Origin of the sequence: Hymenobacter psychrophilus, assembly GCF_900107135.1 — a bacterium.
Taxonomy (GTDB): domain Bacteria; phylum Bacteroidota; class Bacteroidia; order Cytophagales; family Hymenobacteraceae; genus Hymenobacter; species Hymenobacter psychrophilus.
Genome location: NZ_FNOV01000003.1, coordinates 209,027 through 225,676, shown reverse-complemented (window position 1 = coordinate 225,676; position 16,650 = coordinate 209,027). Strand labels below are relative to the sequence as shown.

The 16,650-nt window shown below is 59.8% G+C and carries 15 protein-coding genes; 8 read left to right on the top strand and 7 right to left on the bottom strand.

Annotated features, from left to right (window positions below; genetic code table 11):
* Positions 1–162 precede the first annotated feature (162 nt).
* The 3 genes from rpsU (at position 163) to hpf (ending at position 1,741) form a co-directional block, all read left to right on the top strand.
* Positions 163–363, top strand: a complete 201-nt coding sequence (rpsU, locus tag BLW21_RS05955) for a 30S ribosomal protein S21 (protein WP_019946232.1) — start codon at positions 163–165, stop codon at positions 361–363.
* A 157-nt stretch (positions 364–520) separates the two neighbouring features.
* A complete protein-coding gene (locus BLW21_RS05950; RefSeq protein ID WP_092738533.1) occupies positions 521–1,408 on the top strand; it encodes a tyrosine-type recombinase/integrase in 888 nt (295 codons plus the stop codon).
* Between the two features lie 33 nt (positions 1,409–1,441).
* Positions 1,442–1,741, top strand: coding sequence for a ribosome hibernation-promoting factor, HPF/YfiA family (gene hpf, locus BLW21_RS05945; RefSeq protein ID WP_092738532.1), 300 nt, complete (start codon positions 1,442–1,444; stop codon positions 1,739–1,741).
* 85 nt (positions 1,742–1,826) lie between these two features.
* Here the strand turns inward: hpf and metK are convergent, their stop codons facing one another.
* Positions 1,827–3,089 (bottom strand): methionine adenosyltransferase, encoded by a 1,263-nt coding sequence (gene metK / locus BLW21_RS05940; protein WP_092738531.1) that lies wholly within the window; start codon positions 3,087–3,089, stop codon positions 1,827–1,829.
* Positions 3,090–3,306: 217 nt separating this feature from the next.
* On the opposite strand from metK, the gene BLW21_RS05935 reads away from it, so the two are divergent.
* Positions 3,307–4,134, top strand: coding sequence for a phosphatase PAP2 family protein (locus BLW21_RS05935; protein WP_092738530.1), 828 nt, complete (start codon positions 3,307–3,309; stop codon positions 4,132–4,134).
* Between the two features lie 222 nt (positions 4,135–4,356).
* On the opposite strand, the gene BLW21_RS05930 is transcribed toward BLW21_RS05935, so the two are convergent.
* Positions 4,357–5,286 carry a hypothetical protein gene (locus BLW21_RS05930; RefSeq protein ID WP_092738529.1) on the bottom strand — a complete coding sequence of 310 codons (930 nt, stop codon included), beginning with the start codon at positions 5,284–5,286 and terminating at the stop codon, positions 4,357–4,359.
* Between the two features lie 107 nt (positions 5,287–5,393).
* Positions 5,394–6,644 (bottom strand): hypothetical protein, encoded by a 1,251-nt coding sequence (locus tag BLW21_RS05925; protein ID WP_092738528.1) that lies wholly within the window; start codon positions 6,642–6,644, stop codon positions 5,394–5,396.
* Between the two features lie 358 nt (positions 6,645–7,002).
* Here BLW21_RS05925 and BLW21_RS05920 point away from each other — a divergent pair, with 358 nt between their 5' ends.
* The gene (locus BLW21_RS05920; RefSeq protein WP_139255096.1) at positions 7,003–7,638 is read left to right on the top strand and encodes a DUF2975 domain-containing protein; all 636 of its coding nucleotides are present in this window, start codon (positions 7,003–7,005) and stop codon (positions 7,636–7,638) included.
* Entirely contained in the window at positions 7,638–7,868 is a 231-nt protein-coding gene (locus BLW21_RS05915) for a helix-turn-helix domain-containing protein (RefSeq protein ID WP_092738526.1), read from the top strand. Before BLW21_RS05920 ends, BLW21_RS05915 begins: the two co-directional genes overlap by 1 nt.
* A gap of 112 nt (positions 7,869–7,980) precedes the next feature.
* Here the strand turns inward: BLW21_RS05915 and BLW21_RS05910 are convergent, their stop codons facing one another.
* The 3 genes from BLW21_RS05910 to BLW21_RS05895 form a co-directional block, all read right to left on the bottom strand.
* Positions 7,981–10,434: a S9 family peptidase gene (locus BLW21_RS05910; protein WP_092738525.1), complete on the bottom strand. Its 2,454-nt coding sequence runs from the start codon at positions 10,432–10,434 to the stop codon at positions 7,981–7,983.
* Positions 10,435–10,687: 253 nt separating this feature from the next.
* Positions 10,688–11,305 (bottom strand): HD domain-containing protein, encoded by a 618-nt coding sequence (locus BLW21_RS05905; protein WP_092738524.1) that lies wholly within the window; start codon positions 11,303–11,305, stop codon positions 10,688–10,690.
* 559 nt (positions 11,306–11,864) lie between these two features.
* On the bottom strand, positions 11,865–12,299 hold the full coding sequence (locus BLW21_RS05895) for a GNAT family N-acetyltransferase (RefSeq protein ID WP_092738522.1): 435 nt from the start codon (positions 12,297–12,299) through the stop codon (positions 11,865–11,867).
* Between the two features lie 125 nt (positions 12,300–12,424).
* On the opposite strand from BLW21_RS05895, the gene BLW21_RS05890 reads away from it, so the two are divergent.
* On the top strand, positions 12,425–13,816 hold the full coding sequence (locus tag BLW21_RS05890; protein ID WP_092738521.1) for a PQQ-dependent sugar dehydrogenase: 1,392 nt from the start codon (positions 12,425–12,427) through the stop codon (positions 13,814–13,816).
* 112 nt (positions 13,817–13,928) lie between these two features.
* Here BLW21_RS05890 and BLW21_RS05885 read toward each other — a convergent pair whose 3' ends face one another.
* The gene (locus BLW21_RS05885) at positions 13,929–14,957 is read right to left on the bottom strand and encodes a cation diffusion facilitator family transporter (RefSeq protein WP_092738520.1); all 1,029 of its coding nucleotides are present in this window, start codon (positions 14,955–14,957) and stop codon (positions 13,929–13,931) included.
* Between the two features lie 226 nt (positions 14,958–15,183).
* Here BLW21_RS05885 and BLW21_RS05880 point away from each other — a divergent pair, with 226 nt between their 5' ends.
* On the top strand, positions 15,184–16,563 hold the full coding sequence (locus tag BLW21_RS05880) for an Nramp family divalent metal transporter (protein ID WP_092738519.1): 1,380 nt from the start codon (positions 15,184–15,186) through the stop codon (positions 16,561–16,563).
* Positions 16,564–16,650 lie beyond the last annotated feature (87 nt).

The following is a 16,650-nucleotide window of genomic DNA, read 5'->3' as shown; positions in this document are numbered from 1 at the left end:
GATTTTATAGCTGGCTAGGTTATATACCCCCAATAACTGGAAGCCCGGTAGCGTAACGTCATTCCAGTCAGCGAAAAATCAGTGCAAGCCGTGATTGATTATTACAGAGGGTTCCTTATCTTTGCGGCCCTTCATAGTTGATTTTCCAAGTTCACTGCTGATATGCTCATCGTCCAAATCAAAGAAAACGAGTCGGTTGACCGCGCACTCAAGCGCTTCAAGAAGAAGTTCGAGCGCACCGGCGTTCTGAAGGAACTGCGTCGTCGCACTTTCTTCCAAAAACCTTCCATCACCAACCGCAAGCAGAAGCAGAAGGCCATCTACAAGCTTTCTACTTACGGTCCTGATGCTGACCCCAAGTAGAGCTCGGTTAGCGGCTTAGCTGCTACCCGCGTCATGCAACCCGGCTGATTCGCTCCTCTAAGCGAATCAGCCGGGTTTCTCGCGTTTCGGCCGGTCGGTTTGTTTGCTGAGTTGAATTGCCTACATTGGCTATCTAGCCTCTAGTTGTTGCTTGTTTATGGAGCTGTTTTTCGATTACCTACGCTTCGAGAAGCGGTACAGCCCACACACGGTAGTATCGTACCAAACGGATTTGCGGCAGTTCAGCGGATTTCTCAAGGCTACCTACGAACTCGACGACCCCACCAAGGCCGACCACACGCTCATCCGTTCCTGGGTAGTAGAGTTGATGCAGCAGCAGCTCGACCCGCGCACTGTGAACCGGAAAATTGCCTGCCTGCGCTCCTACTACAGTTACCTGTTGCGCACCGGGGATGTGCAAAAGAACCCGATGCTGCGCATCACCTCGCCCAAAACGGCCAAGAAACTGCCCGATTTTGTGCCCGAGGAGAGCCTGAACCACCTGCTCAACTCCTTCGCCTTTCCGGACACCTTTGGCGGGGCCCGCGACCAGCTGATTCTGGAGTTGCTCTACGGTACTGGCATGCGCCTCTCGGAATTGATGGGCATTCGGCCGGCTGATTTGAGCTTGCCCGGCGGTACAGTGCGCGTAACGGGCAAGGGCAACAAGCAGCGAGTAGTGCCGCTCAACCCCAGCTTAGTACGGGTGCTGGAGCAATATATAGCCCGGCAGCGGCACGAGTTCGGTAATGGCGGCAACACCACCGGCCCACTTCTCGTTACGGATAAAGGCGAGCCGCTGTACGAAAAGTTGGTTTACCGCACCGTGAAGCATTATCTGAGTCAGATAACCACGGCTTCGGGCCAGCAGCATCCGCACGTGTTACGCCACTCCTTCGCCACGCATCTGTTGGGTAAAGGAGCTGATTTGAATGCCATTAAAGAATTGCTCGGACACGCCAACTTAGCTGCCACGCAGGTGTACACTCACCTGAGTATCGACCGATTGAAGTCCGTTTTCGAGAAGGCCCACCCCAAGGCCTGATTGGTTTATTGTTTACCATTAACCCCCTAGTCGATGAAAGTACAGATCAACTCGGTGCATTTTGACGCCGGCCAGCCCCTGCTCGATTTCATTCAGCAACGCCTCAACAAGCTCGAAACCTTCTTCGACCGCATTACGGAGGGCGAGGTCATTCTAAAAGTCAATAACAAAGACGGGATTGCCAACAAGACTGTAGAAATCAAGCTGATGGTGCCCGGCAACACGCTGTTCTGCGAGGAAGATGCCCCTACTTTTGAAGCCGCTACCGATGCCTGCTACGAGGCCATGCGCCGTCAGCTGGTGAAGCATAAGGAGAAGCTGGTGAACTACTAGAGCTGCGTTAATAACTGCCAGCCCACAATACAAAAAGCCCCGCCTGACGAATCAGGCGGGGCTTTTTGCGGGTTAAGCAAACAGTTTACAGACCGAACTCGGCCTTAATTCTGTCCACGTAGTCGAGCTTTTCCCAGGTAAAGGTTTCAACGGTTTTGGTGCTGCCGTCGGGCATTTGTACCTGCTTGGTACCGGCCTCGCGGCCCATGTGGCCATAGGCAGCCGACTCGGCGAAAATAGGATTCTGCAGTCCCAAGCGCTGCACGATGGCGTAGGGGCGCAGGTCGAACAAGCTCTGCACTTTCCGGGCAATCTGGCCATCGGTGAGCTTTTCGCCGCTGCCGTTGGTGGCTTGGGTGGTGCCGTAGGTAGTTACGAACACGCCCACCGGCTCGGCCACACCAATGGCATAGGCCACCTGCACCAGTACCTGGTCGGCTACGCCGGCTGCTACCAGGTTTTTGGCGATGTGACGGGCCGCGTAGGCCGCCGAGCGGTCAACCTTGCTCGAATCTTTGCCCGAGAAGGCGCCGCCACCGTGAGCACCCTTGCCGCCGTAAGTGTCTACGATGATTTTGCGGCCTGTCAGGCCCGAGTCACCGTGAGGGCCGCCGATAACGAACTTACCCGTGGGGTTGATGTGGTGGATGATGCTGTCGGTAAATAGCGCCTGGGTGTTGGCGTCGAGCTGAGCCTTCACGCGGGGGATGAGGATGGTTTTGATATCCTGCTCGATGCGGCGCAGCATCGTGTCCTCGTCGGCGTCGAATTCGTCGTGCTGGGTGCTGACCACGATGGTTTCAATAGCCTCGGGCGTATTGTCGTCGGCGTAGCGAATGGTAACCTGGCTTTTGGCGTCGGGGCGCAGGTAAGTCATCTCGCGGCCTTCCTTGCGGATAGCCGACAACTCGCGCAGCAGGCGGTGCGACAGGTCGAGGGCCAGGGGCATGTAGTTGGCCGTTTCGCGGGTGGCGTAACCGAACATCATGCCCTGGTCGCCGGCGCCCTGCTCCTCGGCAGTAGCGCGTACCACGCCCTGATTGATGTCGGGCGACTGCGCGTGCAGGCGGTTCATCACCTCGCAGGTGTCGGCGTTGAACAGGTATTCGGGCTTGTTGTAGCCGATGCGGCGTATAACCTCGCGGATGATGGGCTCGGCATCTACGTGTGCCGTTGACTTTATTTCACCGGCCACAAGGGCAAAATCAGTGGTTACCAGCGTTTCGCAGGCCACCTTGGCGGCGGGGTCCTGGCGCAGGTACTCGTCGAGGATAGCATCGGAAATCTGGTCGGCTACTTTATCCGGGTGGCCTTCCGAAACGGATTCGGAAGTGAACAGGTAGGGCATCAGCTAAGAAGGGTAGAAGTACGCGAGAGGCCGGTAGCCCCTGCCCCACGCCGGCAATTGGCCGGGCAGGGCCGCAAAGCTACAAGATTTCCGGTGGTTGATACCAGCCATCGGCCGCCAAACTTGGTGGGTAGTTGCGCAAGAGAACCTCAACCGCCAGGCAGCGTTTTCGTTTAGCTGATCAGTACCCTTTTTCCGCTACTGCTCTACCCCGTCCATGAAGAAACGCTTTACCCCACTACTACTGTTGCCGCTGCTGCCCCTGGCCGATGCACAGGCCCAGCGGCCCCGCTCACCTTACCGTACTCAATTCAGCGTCGATGCACCCGTTACGGCGGGCCTGGGGGCACTCAGTGGCCTGGGGCTGCTGCTGATTTCCAAGAAGAACGGCCTGGACCTGGCTGGGCTGGCCGCCCTTAATAAGCAGGATGTGCCCAAATTCGACCGGTTTTCGGCCGGCAACTACAGCAGCCGTGCCCAGACCGCCAGCGACTTTATCGTGTATCCGACGCTGCTGCTGGCGCCGGGCCTGCTGGCGCTGGATAGCGACGTGCGCAACCGTTACGGGCAGGTGCTGGGGCTGTATCTGCAGACTATGGCCGCCTCCAATGCTGCCTTTACGCTTACGGCCGGCAACGTGTACCGCTACCGCCCCTATCTCTACGGCCCCGAGGGCGACTCTGAGAAGCGAACCGGTAACATTGCTACCAACTCATTTTTTGCCGGCCACACCGCCAATACGGCGGCAGCTACTTTCTTCGCCGCCAAGGTGTACCACGATTTCAACCCCGGCTCGGCGGCCCGGCCCTTCGTGTGGGGCGCGGCGGCGCTGGTGCCGGCTGCCACGGGCTATTTCCGCCTCAAAGCCGGGAAGCACTTTCTGTCCGATAACATTGTGGGCTACACGGTAGGTGCGGCAGTGGGTATTTTGGTGCCGCAACTGCACAAAACTACCAGTCGCACCGGCCTAGCGGTATTTCCGGTGCAGGGGCTGAACGTGAACGGCCACGCCTACTCGGGCCTGGGTTTCATAAAGCAACTGTAGGCTAGCTGACTGGTTATCCGAACCATTGGCAGTGTAGCCGTAATGGGGCTGCAGAGTGGCAGAAATCATCCGTGCCCCCACATCAAAAGCCCCAACGAGGCGACACAATCTGTGGAATGATTGGTGTCGCCCCGTTGGGGTTATATTCGTTCAGCGGTAGCTCATCTGCTAATATTCTGTTTTGCCGGGGCTAACCAACCGGTAAACGTCGTCTGTAGTGGCTCAGGCGTCAGCTGGCTTCTGCCGCAGCTCCTCGGCGGCGCTGAAGCGGGCATTTAGCTCCTGGAAAGCCTGGGGCGGCACGCGCAGGTACTCGAGCACGTCGGTGGTTTTTTCGGTCGACTTACCATCTTTATCCAGCTCAAAGGCGACATTTTCGAGCGAGAGGTAGCAGCAGTCCAGGTCGGCTGGGGCCCGATAGAAGTGCAGGCGGCCGTGCGAGGCTGTATCCGAGAGTTCGGCGGGGCGGAGTTGCAGGTGGTTCCAGTCGGCAGTTTCGAGGGCGGTGCGGGTGGCGGTAGGATCGGCAAAATGGGCGGCTTGGCGGGGCAGGGTGACTTTTTCGGCCCATTGGCCGGCCATTTCTGAGTAGGGGTGCCGGGCTTCGCTACGGGGCATAAACCAGTTGATGACGACGATAATCACAAACTCAGCCAGCCAGACCAGGTACAGCAACACACCACTCACGACCAGTTTGGAGATACTCCAGGTACCGTTTTCGGCCAGGGCAGGCAGAATGCTCAGCACTTCGCCGGGATTGGTCAGGTAGTACAGAAAGGCCTCGAACTCGAAGGCCGTGTGAGCTACCGAGAAACTGCTGCCAAACTTCTCGACTTCGCCCGAGCCGGCCAGCAGCGTGATGTACACGCACCACTGCACGTACCAGGCCCATATGCCCACCAGCGCACCCAGTAGCCCGGCCAGAGTGGGGTTGCGGATGCGGCCGGCCCGCACCAGCTTCTGCAGCACCCAGCCCAACAGCCCCGCAAAAATCAGGGTAAAGAAGAAATTGAGGTAGATAAAAGGGATGTACCATACTCCGTAGATGTAGGCCAAGGCCAGCGGCACGGCGGCCAGCAGGCCCCCCAGCAATAACAGGATGATGCCGCCCACAGTGAAGCGGCCGGAAGGTTGGTAGTAGAGTGCGCTCATATAAAGAAGGAAAAGGGGAAAGGATGCCTAAACCTAGCGGTTTGCTTTAACTTCGCCACTCCTCACATCTGCAGGCATATAGGGCGTACCCGACTGCCTGTACAGCATCAGGAAAACGGCCCGTAGCTGAGCACCTGCCAGACGTGCCAGCCCAGGGCTGCGGCCAGCAGCAGCACGGTGCCGCAACGGCCCGGTGGCCGACGGGCCAACGCCAGCGCCACTACCAGCAGCAGTAGCGGCACCAGCGCAAACGTGAGGCGCTCCTGGTAATAGCCCAGCGCGGCCAGGAAGCCCCCTAGCAGCCCCAACAGACCCGGTAGCTCAATCGGTACGGGCGGTTGCCGTGGTTTGGCTGTCCGGAGCCACCACCCGGCCACCAGTGTAGCGGCCAGGAAAGGCGCAATGGCCGGCAGCGTGGCCCCGAACCGCGCCAGGTTGGCCCCCACCTGCGTCAGAAAACTGGGGAGCGGCTGCTGCCACAGGCCCCGCAGCCACACCAGTTGCTGGTAAGTTTCGGCCTCGTGGTTGTAGTAGGCCACGCCGCGCAGCTTCAGCAGCCCTATCCAGAGCAGCGTGGGTAGCGTGAACAGTATTATCAGCCCCAGCGCCTGCTCCAGCAGTTTTGGGGTGGACGTCTCCGGGCGTTTCAGCCATAGGCCGTACAGCAGCACGGGCAGCACCAGCACGAAGCTGCCGTAAAGTAGCGCCAGCCCGCCGCCCAGTAGTGCCAAAATGGGTAAGGCCGTCCGCCAGCGGGCCCGTTCGCGCAACTGCAACGCCAACCAGAGTAGCGCCAGCGGCACCAGCAGCGTAAACATCTGCTGATGCACCGTCCAGAAAAAAGCCTTGGTAACCTGGTTCGACACCGGAAACACCAGCAACGCGGCCAGCACCAGCGGTTGGCCCCGGCCGGCCGTGAGGCGGTAGTACAGATGCCGTAACAGCAGCATGGCCCCCAGCAACAGCCCGAAATTCAGCAGCACATAGCCGATATAAAAACCGAGCAGCGGCTGATACTTGGCCGGCAGTTTGGCCACCACGGCGGACGGCAGCAACCCGCCGGCTTCCAGGCCCCGTAATGCCCAGCTGGCCGGATAGCCCACGGACGTACCCAGCAGCACGTACAGCGGCCGCGACTGGCGCACGGCCCGCGGCGCCAGCAACCGGCTGGGGTAACGGGCGCTTTCCATAAACTCAAACCCGTCGCAGTTGGCCGTAAAGCCAGCAAAGGAGTTCAGGTGCAGGTAGGTGCCGCAGTACTCGTGCTCGGTGAGCGGCGCCGGCGAGAACCAGAACGAGACCGTAGCTACCAGTATCAGCAAGGTATAGCGGATGAGGCGGCTGATTAACGGCGACATTTTGGGCTTGAAGGAATGAGAGGAGCAATAGTACAACTGCTACTGCTGGGGTGCCAGAGCGGGTTCTTACTCGCGGGTACAATTCTCACTGACTATATCGCACTGAAAATCAAACCGAAAATTCATTGCTTATCATTATATAATTTTCCCTTTTCAATAATTATATATTGTTTATCAATAAATATACTACATTTGTCCACCTCTGGGCTAAACTGCTATCTGCTACATGAAACTACTTACGATAATCTCCCCCCTCAATGTCGGTCGGCTATTGGCGGGCACTTTTGCTTTCCTGGCCTCGCTGATGATGATTGTTCTGGTCTTCGGCAGCTTTCAGGTAGCCGGAGATGATTAGGTGGTGAAGCTGCGGCTGGATACGCGCAAGCCGCACGAGTTCTTTCTGCTGGGCGCGCTGGACCGCAAAACTAAAAGACCGGCGACTGACACTTACCCAGCAAAACAGCGGACGGCTTTCGATTCGCTGTCCCGACCGCGGCAGCAGACGGTCCGAATGGTGTCACCGACCAATGCAATAGCACCGTTTCAACTGGTAGCCGAAACGCAGGTGCACTGGCTACAGTACACCGAGCCCAGCCCCTGGAAGCGGTTGGCACTCTATTTCCTGGGCGCAACCGACTATCAGATTTCCCTACTCAAGTTTGTGTACTATGCCCTGGGAAGCTGGCTGTTGTATCGAATGCTGCGCGAGGCCACGGCCGCTACTCCGTTCACCGCTGCCAATGCCCGCCGCCTGCGGTACCTATCGTTGCTGGTGATAGGCTTCTTTTTTAGTCACCATTTAGCTTACTGGCTGGTGCGCGAGTGTATACCGCTGCTCTACGCCCCCGGAATGGCGCAGCCACTCAGCCATTATGTGCTGTTGAATACGGATAGAGATTCGCCGGGCGCTATAACAATCGTCGTGCTATCCATTATCGCCTTCATTTACCGGCGCGGCGTCGAATTGCACCAGGAAGCCGAACTTACCGTCTGATGCCGATAATTGTGAACCTCGACGTAATGCTGGCCCGCCGCAAAATGACGCTCAGCGCCTTGGCCGAAGCCGTGGGCATTACCCTGGCCAACCTCTCCATCCTGAAAAGCGGGAAGGCCAAGGCCGTGCGCTTCAGCACGCTGGCCGCCATTTGCCAGGTGCTGGAATGTCAGCCCGGCGAACTGCTCGAACACGCCCCCGACCCGGCCGACGTCCGCAATACCGACTGACGGACCATCATAGCCTGTAGCACGAAGCTTCCGCTCCGCGTATCGCCCGACCCGTAACAGAGTCAGCAACCATACGCGAAGCGGAAGCTTCGTGCTACAAGCTACGCGCGCCTTACTGCCCGCCGGTGCTGCCGGTGGCCGCACCGGCCGGCTTCAGGTTTTCCTCGAACAGCTTGAGGATGCGGCGGTATTCGTCGGTCCAGGAGGAAGGCTCCACGAAGCCGTGGTTCTCGACGGGGTACACGGCCAGTTCCCAGTTCTCCTTTTTCAGCTCGATGAGGCGCTGGCTCAGGCGCACGATGTCTTGGAAGTGCACGTTGGTATCGACCATGCCGTGGCACATGAGCAGGTGGCCTTTGAGGCCGGCGGCGTAGTTGATGGGCGAAGACCGGGCGTAGGCCAGCGAGTCGTTGTAGGGCTCGTTGAGGATGTTGTCGGTGTAGCCGTGGTTGTAGTGGGCCCAGTCCGTGACGGAGCGCAAGGCGGCGCCGGCCTGGAACACGTCGGGCTGTGTGAACATGGCCATCAGGGTGATGAAGCCGCCGTAGCTGCCCCCGTAAATGCCGATGCGCTGGGGGCTGACGCCGTATTTATCGGTCAGGAGCTTGGCGCCGTCCACTTGGTCGGTGAGGTCCTTGCCGCCCATGTAGCGGTAGATGCCCGTGCGCACGTCGCGGCCGTAGCCGGCCGAGCCGCGGTAGTCGATATCGAGCACCGTATAGCCCTTATCGACCAACAGATTGTGGAACATGTACTCGCGGAAGTAGCTGCTCCACCACTTGTGGGCGTTCTGGAGGTAGCCCGCGCCGTGCACGAATACCACGGCCGGACCCTGGGCCTGCGGGTTGGCGGGGCGGTAGAGGCGGGCGTACACGCCGGCCCCGTCGCGGGCTTTGTACTCGATTACCTCGGGCTGGCGCCAGGCGTAGCTCTCGAACTCGGGGGTAGTGCTGTGAGTGAGGCGGCGCAGCTTGGCGCCGGGCTTGTTGTCCATCGTGTACAGCTCCCAGGGCGTGTTGCTGGTGCTGTAGCGCAGGGCCCAGGTTTTCTCGTCGGGCGAGAGCGTGGCCTCGTCGTAGCCGCCCGCCTGGGTCGTGAGTTGGGTAAGCGCGCCGCCCGCCACCGGCATCCGGTAGAGGTGCTGCTCGCCGGGGTGGGTTTTGTTGGCCAGCAGGTACCACATTTTACCATCCTGGCTGAGCTGGGTCTTCTGAACTTCAAACGGGCCGCTGGTCAGGGCCTTTTTCTGGCCGCTGCTGATGTCGTAGGTGTAGAGGTGGGAGTAGCCGGTGGCCTCGCTCTGGAACCAGAGGTGGCGCGAATCGGGCAGCCAGCCCACGTTGCCCTCGTCGTAGCCGATGCCGGGGCCGTTGATCCAGGCGTCGTCGTGCTGACGGTCGAGGAGCGTGATTTTCTGGGTGGCCGGGTCGAGGCCGACAATCCAGCGGTCCTTGTTGTCGGTGCTGCGGATGACGAGGAAGGCGTGCTGCCCGTCGGGCGACCAGAACGGCCCGAACGGCACCACCCGGCGCTGCTCATTGGCCGGCTTGGTGGTTTTGGCCGTTTTGGCGGCCTTGGCCGAATCGGCGGGGGCAGGCGCCTGGGCTTTGAGCTGGTACTCCTTGCGGTAGGCCGGCTGCTCGTCGAGACCCTGCAATTCCTTGTAGCCGAGCACGAAGGTAGTGTCGCGGCCCACGTCGTAGAGGCCCAGCTGGTAGGCCGTTTGGGCCGCGCCCACCTTGGTGCGGGTATTGATGTCTTCGGTGAAGCCCGAGACCGTGACGAAGTTGGGCACCAGGGCCACTTTCTCGGCTGAAGGCTCCTGGGCCAGCGTGTAGGTCACATAGCGGCCATCGGGGGCGAGGCGCAGGTTGCGCACCGTTTGGGTGCCCAGCCAGATGGCCTTGGGCCGCAGTCGGGCCAGGGCTTTCTGCTGCTGCTGCCGGGCGCGGGCGTCCTGGTCCTTGCCGCGCAACACCTCGAACAACGCCAGCTGCTGGGCTTTCAGGAACTTTTCACCCTTGTCAGTTGGCTCGCCCGTGGCCGGACGGTTGCCCTTGCGGAAGTCGGTGCGCTGGGTGGTTTCGCCGGTGGCGGGGTCCCAGGTGAACAGGTTGCCGCCGCGGGCGTAGCTGATGGCTTGATCCTGGAGGGCAAAGTGGGGGTCGGTTTCCTGCTCGGCCGTGTTGGTAACGCGCCGGATGCGCTGGGTTTTGAGGTCGAGCAGGTAGATGTCGCCGCCCTTTTCGTAGAGCTTGCGGGCGTGGTGCCGGTCGTACTCGCCCTCGGCGGCAGGCAGGCCGGGCTGCTCGCGCAGGCTCACCTTACGGGCCGCGCCACCCCCGGGCGCGATGCGGTAGAGCGAGTCGCGGCGAGCCTTTTCGGGATTCCAGCTGAAGTAGAGGTTCTTGCCATCCTCGGCCCAGGAAATGTTGCTGGGCGAGGTACCAAGCCACTGGGCCGGGTCGCGCATGATCTTCTCAACGGTGAGCGGGCCTAGCTGCTGGGCCCGGGCAGTGCCGGCCAGCAGAAGCGCCGCCAAGGGCAGCAGGTAGCGGTGGGTCATAGGTGGTGATGCAGGTTAAGGTAGGAAGGTAAGGGACGCGGCCGGAAAGCGTTGCGTTGCGCGGGTTCCTCTCTCACGACGCACCCCACCCCCGGCCCACCTCGCTTGATGCGCGACATCCTCCGAGAGAGGGGTGCGTTCAATGCCACCTCGAACTCACGTCTGGCACCCCTCTCCCGGAGAATGTCGCGCATCAAGCGAGGTGGGCCGGGGGGGGGGTGCGCCATTAGGGCAAGACGTTGGGAATATGCTTCTACAACCTGTCCAACTCCGCCCGCAAATTGCGCCGAGCCGCCGCATCCAGCCGCTCCCGAAACTCCGGGGTGCGGTAGAGGATGGGCGTATTCAGCAGCTGCTCCAGCACTTTGCGGCGTCCGCGGCGGTAGAGCAAATCGGGGATGAGGCGGTACTCCTGCCGTATTTGCCGGGCGTACTCGGCGTAATCAGCTTCGGCCCCCCCCAGAATTTGCAGGTCGGCATCAAGGAAGAAATCCAGGTCGGGGGCTGGGGCGTAGGATGCGGTGTGGTGGGCCGTGCATTCTATGAGGTAGGCTACCCGCGCCTGCCGCTCAGGACTGAGCGTGGTGTGAACCAGAAACTGCCGGGCCAGCTCGGCGCTGCGGGTTTCGTTTTCCGACGACAGGTAGTCGTACACCGCATCGTGAAACCAGACGGCCAGCTCCACCACTTCGCGGTCTTTTACCAAACCGGCGTACTCCTCCACGGTATCGAGCAGGGCTTGCACATGGTGCAGGTTGTGGTAGTAGCGGCCGGGGCCGGAATAGGCGGTGCTGAGCTGCTGGTACGTGACGTCGCGAAGGGCGGCATCAGCTACGATTGGGGCAATTAAGGCGTTCCAGCGGGTTTGCATGGGCAGAATGTCTAATTTATTATTTCACAATCATCTTATCTGCTGTGCGCATGTTGCTTATCATTTCACGATTATGATTGGCAACAGAAATGAATGATGTAATTGTGATGATTACATATAAAATACTATGAAAAATATCACGGTTATTGACTTTGTATATCGAGAAATCGTCGAATTGTTCATGCCTGACAAATAGATAGTAATTTGCAATAGCTACTATACTTATTATTACTACAACAATAGCTTTGCTGCTTATAAAATCAGGAATCATGTTCAATTGCATTAATATTCCATAAAACGAATAGATATTTAGATATATAAGCAGACTGCTTACCGCTGTTACATGTGTATAATAAATTCGGCTATGCCTTGATGTAAAATAGTGGAGACGCTGTATTACGTGAAGGTGTTTGGAGTAAAGATTCATAATTATTGGATCGATTTTTCAATCACTATATTGCTTTCGCTACCAATGGGAAAATAATGAGTAAAATTACTTGTGTTCCTTTGAAAATGGCCGCAAAAGGCCGTGCATTGTCGGGCGCTGCTTCGGTAACCACTAATTCCCCGTGGGCACGCCGTAGGGGTTGGCTTTCTTGATTTCCAGGTACCTGTCCGGGGCGGCTAGGTCCTGGAAGCCGAAGCGGCGGTAGAGGCTGTGGGCGTCGAGGGTGGCCAGCAGGAAGCGGCGTAGGTCCTGCAGGTCGGGGTGGGCGAAAACGGTTTGCATGAGCTGCTTTCCCAGGCTCTGGCCCTGGAATTCGGGCAGCACGAATACGTCGCAGAGCCAGGCAAACGTGGCGCGGTCGGTAACCACCCGGGCGAAGGCCGCCTGCCGACCATCGGGGCCGTAGAGGCCAAAGTTGAGCGAGTTGGCAATGGCCCGCTCCAGCGTTTCCAGCGGCATCCCCAGGCCCCAGTACGACTGCTGGCTGAGGTACTCGTGAATCAGGGGCACATCGAGGAGGTTTGGGTCGGAGCTGGCGGTGTACATGGAAGGGTAGGGTGTAGGGAAGCGGCAGAACCGGCAGATGGTGGCAAAACCGGCGGACCGGGGCCGCAAGTTGGCCGTTTTTCTTACCTTTTACCACTTCGTCTTCCTCCTCAAAAACGTTGACCATGAATCGCATCCACTCCCTGCTGACAGCAGCCCTGCTGCTCGCGGCTGTACCCGTAGCGGCCCAGAGCCCTTTGCCGATTGTTACCTCCTTCCCGGTAGGCACCACTACCGTTACCGTTTCGGCCCTGGCAAATAACCTGGTGGTGCCCTGGGAGCTGGTTTGGGGGCCCGATAACTTCATCTGGATGACCGAGCGCGGCGGCCGCATCAGTCGGATAAACCCAGCTACTGGCGCGGTAACCCCACTTATTACCCTGGCCGACGTGGCTACTTCCTCGGAAGGCGGGCTGTTGGGGATGGTGCTGCATCCTGATTTCGCCACTGCGCCTTATGTGTACGTGGTGTACAACTACACCGAAAATGGCGTCTACCTCGAAAAGTTGGTGCGCCTGACGTACGCCAACGGCACGCTGGGCGCCCCGCTGGTGCTGCTGGGCAGCATCCCGGCCACCAGCACCCACAGCGGCTCGCGCCTGCTCATCCTGCCCGACCGCACCCTGCTCATGAGCACCGGCGACGCCCAGCAGCAGTCGCAGGCCCAGAACCCGGCCTCGCTCAACGGCAAAATCCTGCGTCTCAACCTCGATGGCACTGTGCCGGCCAACAACCCCACGCCGGGTAGCCTGGTGTACACGCTGGGCCACCGCAACCCGCAAGGCCTCGCACGCAGCCCGGCCGGCCGCCTCTACAGCTCAGAGCATGGTCCCAACAACGACGATGAGCTAAACCTCATCGAGCCCGGCCGCAACTACGGCTGGCCCAATGTGGAAGGCCTCTGCGACCTGCCCGCCGAGCAGGCCTTCTGCAGCCAGAATAACGTGCGCGAACCCCTCACCACCTGGACGCCCACGCTGGGCGTGGCGGGCCTGGCCTACTACAGCTCGCCCGCTATTCCGGGTTGGCAGAACCACCTGCTGCTGCTGTCGCTGAAAGGCAGCCGCCTCACCGATCTGGCGCTGAACGCCGCTGGCGACGCCATTCCCGCGCGGACCGATTATGTTACCGGCTTCGGCCGGCTGCGCGCCATCTGCGTGTCGCCCCAGGGCCGGGTGTACGTGGCCACCAGCAACCGCGACGGCCGTGGCAACCCCAACGTCCCCGACGACCGGATTCTGGTGCTTGAAAACCGCGACTTTGTGGTAACGGCTACTACGGCCCCCGCGGCGGCGCGCCTGCGCCTGTGGCCCAACCCCGCCCGCTACACCCTCACGCTGGAACGGCCCGCTCTGGCAGCCGACGCCGTCAGCATCAGCGACGCGCTGGGCCGCCGGGTGCAAACTTCACGTTTCGCGGCCGGCCAAATGCAGCTCACGCTTTCCATCGAGCGCCTGAAGCCGGGCGTGTACCTGGTACAGAACGGCAGCCGCTCCCAGCGGCTGGTGGTGGAGTGAGTGAGCCTTGCATGGCACTTCACCCCACAGCCCCCTCTTCGAAAAGGATAGGGGGAACTATCTTTTAGTCTCTGGTTTACTTATGACTGCTTTAGCTCCAGAAAGCTAAGATTTAGTCCCCCCTATCCTTTTCGGAGAGGGGGTTAGGGGGTGAGTTTACCTCCAGCCGGTGCCGCTCGTTTTTCGCCACGTTGGCCAGCGTCCAGGTTATTTCCTGGGTGAAGGGATGCCGGCGCACGGGGCAGTCGGCAACGTGGCAGTGCCAGCAGGCGCTGAAAGTGCACGGGTCGGCGTGCACGAACATTTCTACTGGTATACCGAATTCCTGGGCCACCAGTTCCTCAATGCCATGTACATGCTCGTGGGTCTGCTCCAGGCTGAGGTAGTAGGGCATCGTCACGTGGCAGTCGATGTGCAGGCTGGCGCCGTAGCGCTGCACCCGCAGGTTGTGCACATCAATCCAGGCGGGCTCGCGGTGCTCCTGCAACTCAGCCACCACTTGTTGCACGGTGGTTACGTCGGCCTCGTCCATCAGTCCCGATACCGAGCGGCGCACCATCCGAAAGCCGTTCAGCACGATAAACGCACCCAGCACTAGGGAGGCCAGCGCATCATACAACACGTTGCCGGTGAGCATCACCAGGCCCAGCGCCGCGCACGAAACAAACGTGCTCACGGCGTCGAGGTAGAGGTGCTGGCCGTCGCCGACCAGCGCCGGGGAGTGGTGCTGGCGGCCGGCGCGTACCAGTAAAAAACCCGTGCCCAGATTTACGACGGCCGTAGCGGCCAGTAGCTTAATGCCCCAGTCGGGCTGCGCCACCGTGTGAGGCTCCCACAGGGCCAGCACCGCCGCGTAGAAAATGTAGCCCCCCGCCATCAGGATCAGCCCGCCCTCGAAGCCCACCGACAGATACTCGATTTTGCCGTGGCCATAGGGGTGGTTATCGTCTTTGGGCAACCCGGCCAGGTAAATGCTGTAGAGCGCAAAGCCGCTGGCCACCACGTTAATGATGGATTCGAGCGCGTCGGTGAGTACGACCTGCGAATCGGTCAGGGCCCAGGCGTAGAATTTTACGCCTACCAGTACCACGCTTACCACGAGCGAAAGCAATGCGTAGCGGGTTTTGAGCGGCATCATCATAGTGGGCAAAGAAGGGGAAAAGCGCGGAATCCGGACAAAGCTAGCAACTGGCGCGGCCCCACTCGACGCCAGCCGGCACACTAAAATTCCGGCTTTGCCAGGAAGACACAACTTTTTTGGCTGCCCAGAGTAAACTAGATGCTTAAAAAAATAAATTTAGGTTAGCCTAAAAAATAAGAACTGCTTACCTTAGCAGCGTCAACCGCCTGCTTCCATCCTGGCATATATGTCCCAACCCGTACCCGCTCCTACCGCTGCTTCGCCCACCACGCCGTTCGATCAGGACGCCGGCTGGCGCTTTCCGCGCCGCGCCAATTCGCTGTCGGAAGTGTACGCCTCGATTACGGTGCCGGCCGAGGGAGCCTCGTTCTGGCGTAAACTCTGGGCCTTCACCGGGCCAGGCCTGATGGTGGCCGTAGGCTACATGGACCCCGGCAACTGGGCCACCGACATCGAGGGCGGCGCCAGGTATGGCTACATGCTGCTGTCGGTTATTCTGATTTCCAACTTCTTCGCCATACTGCTCCAGCACCTGGCCGTGAAGCTGGGCATCGTAACGGGCCGCGACCTTGCCCAGGCCTGCCGCGACCATTACTCCAAGCCCGTTTCGTTCGTGCTCTGGCTGCTGTGCGAAATTGCCATTGCCGCCTGCGACCTGGCCGAAGTCATTGGCTCGGCCATTGCCATCAACCTGCTTTTCGGCATTCCGCTTACCTGGGGCGTGGTCCTTACCATTGCCGATGTGCTGGTGGTACTCTACTTCCAGAGCAAGGGCTTCCGCATCATCGAAAGCATCGTAGCCGGCCTGATTTTCGTGATTTTCGGCTGCTTTGTCTATGAAATAATCGCCTCTAACCCCGATTACTTCGCCCTGGCCGAAGGCCTGATTCCGAAGCCGCAAATCGTGACCGACCCGCACGCGCTGTATCTGGCCATTGGTATTCTGGGGGCCACTGTAATGCCCCACAACCTGTATTTGCACTCCAGCATCGTGCAAACCCGGGCCATCGAACCTACCGAACCAGCGAAGCGCTCGGCCATCAAGTTTGCCACCATCGACAGCACGGTCGCGCTGTTTCTGGCTTTCTTCGTGAACGGGGCCATCCTGGTGGTTTCGGCTGCGGCCTTCCACAACAACAACCTGCGCGACGTGGCCGATATCTACGACGCGCATAAACTACTAACGCCGGTGTTGGGCGCGGGGGCAGCTTCGGCGGTGTTTGCCATTGCGTTGCTTGCTTCGGGCCAGAACTCGACCCTGACCGGTACGCTGGCCGGGCAAATCGTGATGGAGGGCTTTCTCGATATCAAGTTGAAGCCCTGGGTCCGTCGCCTTATCACCCGCGGTATTGCCGTGGTGCCGGCCCTCATCGTTACCATTCTCTACGGCGAAAAGGGCACGAGCGAGTTGCTGGTGTTGAGCCAGGTTATTCTGTCGATGCAGTTGAGCTTTGCGGTTATTCCGCTGGTGCTCTTCACCGGCAGCAAGCACAAGATGGGCGTGTTTGTGAACAAGCCCTGGCTGCAGACCGTCTGCTGGGCAGTTTCGGCCATTATTCTGGGTCTGAACGGTTACCTGCTGTACCAATTCTTCACGGGGGCGTAGGCGTCCCAGGCGTCCCAGGGCTGAAGCCCGGGGCTAGTGAGCAGGAATTAGCTCCGCAGCCCAGGGTTTCAACCCTGGGACGCTTGG

Excerpts from the sequence above, each read along its gene's own strand:
- rpsU (WP_019946232.1), top strand. The coding sequence starts at position 163 with ATGCTCATCGTCCAAATCAAAGAAAACGAGTCGGTTGACCGCGCACTC.
- BLW21_RS05950 (WP_092738533.1), top strand. The coding sequence starts at position 521 with ATGGAGCTGTTTTTCGATTACCTACGCTTCGAGAAGCGGTACAGCCCA.
- hpf (WP_092738532.1), top strand. The coding sequence starts at position 1,442 with ATGAAAGTACAGATCAACTCGGTGCATTTTGACGCCGGCCAGCCCCTG.
- metK (WP_092738531.1), bottom strand. The coding sequence starts at position 3,089 with ATGCCCTACCTGTTCACTTCCGAATCCGTTTCGGAAGGCCACCCGGAT.
- BLW21_RS05935 (WP_092738530.1), top strand. The coding sequence starts at position 3,307 with ATGAAGAAACGCTTTACCCCACTACTACTGTTGCCGCTGCTGCCCCTG.
- BLW21_RS05930 (WP_092738529.1), bottom strand. The coding sequence starts at position 5,286 with ATGAGCGCACTCTACTACCAACCTTCCGGCCGCTTCACTGTGGGCGGC.
- BLW21_RS05925 (WP_092738528.1), bottom strand. The coding sequence starts at position 6,644 with ATGTCGCCGTTAATCAGCCGCCTCATCCGCTATACCTTGCTGATACTG.
- BLW21_RS05915 (WP_092738526.1), top strand. The coding sequence starts at position 7,638 with ATGCCGATAATTGTGAACCTCGACGTAATGCTGGCCCGCCGCAAAATG.
- BLW21_RS05910 (WP_092738525.1), bottom strand. The coding sequence starts at position 10,434 with ATGACCCACCGCTACCTGCTGCCCTTGGCGGCGCTTCTGCTGGCCGGC.
- BLW21_RS05905 (WP_092738524.1), bottom strand. The coding sequence starts at position 11,305 with ATGCAAACCCGCTGGAACGCCTTAATTGCCCCAATCGTAGCTGATGCC.
- BLW21_RS05895 (WP_092738522.1), bottom strand. The coding sequence starts at position 12,299 with ATGTACACCGCCAGCTCCGACCCAAACCTCCTCGATGTGCCCCTGATT.
- BLW21_RS05890 (WP_092738521.1), top strand. The coding sequence starts at position 12,425 with ATGAATCGCATCCACTCCCTGCTGACAGCAGCCCTGCTGCTCGCGGCT.
- BLW21_RS05885 (WP_092738520.1), bottom strand. The coding sequence starts at position 14,957 with ATGATGATGCCGCTCAAAACCCGCTACGCATTGCTTTCGCTCGTGGTA.
- BLW21_RS05880 (WP_092738519.1), top strand. The coding sequence starts at position 15,184 with ATGTCCCAACCCGTACCCGCTCCTACCGCTGCTTCGCCCACCACGCCG.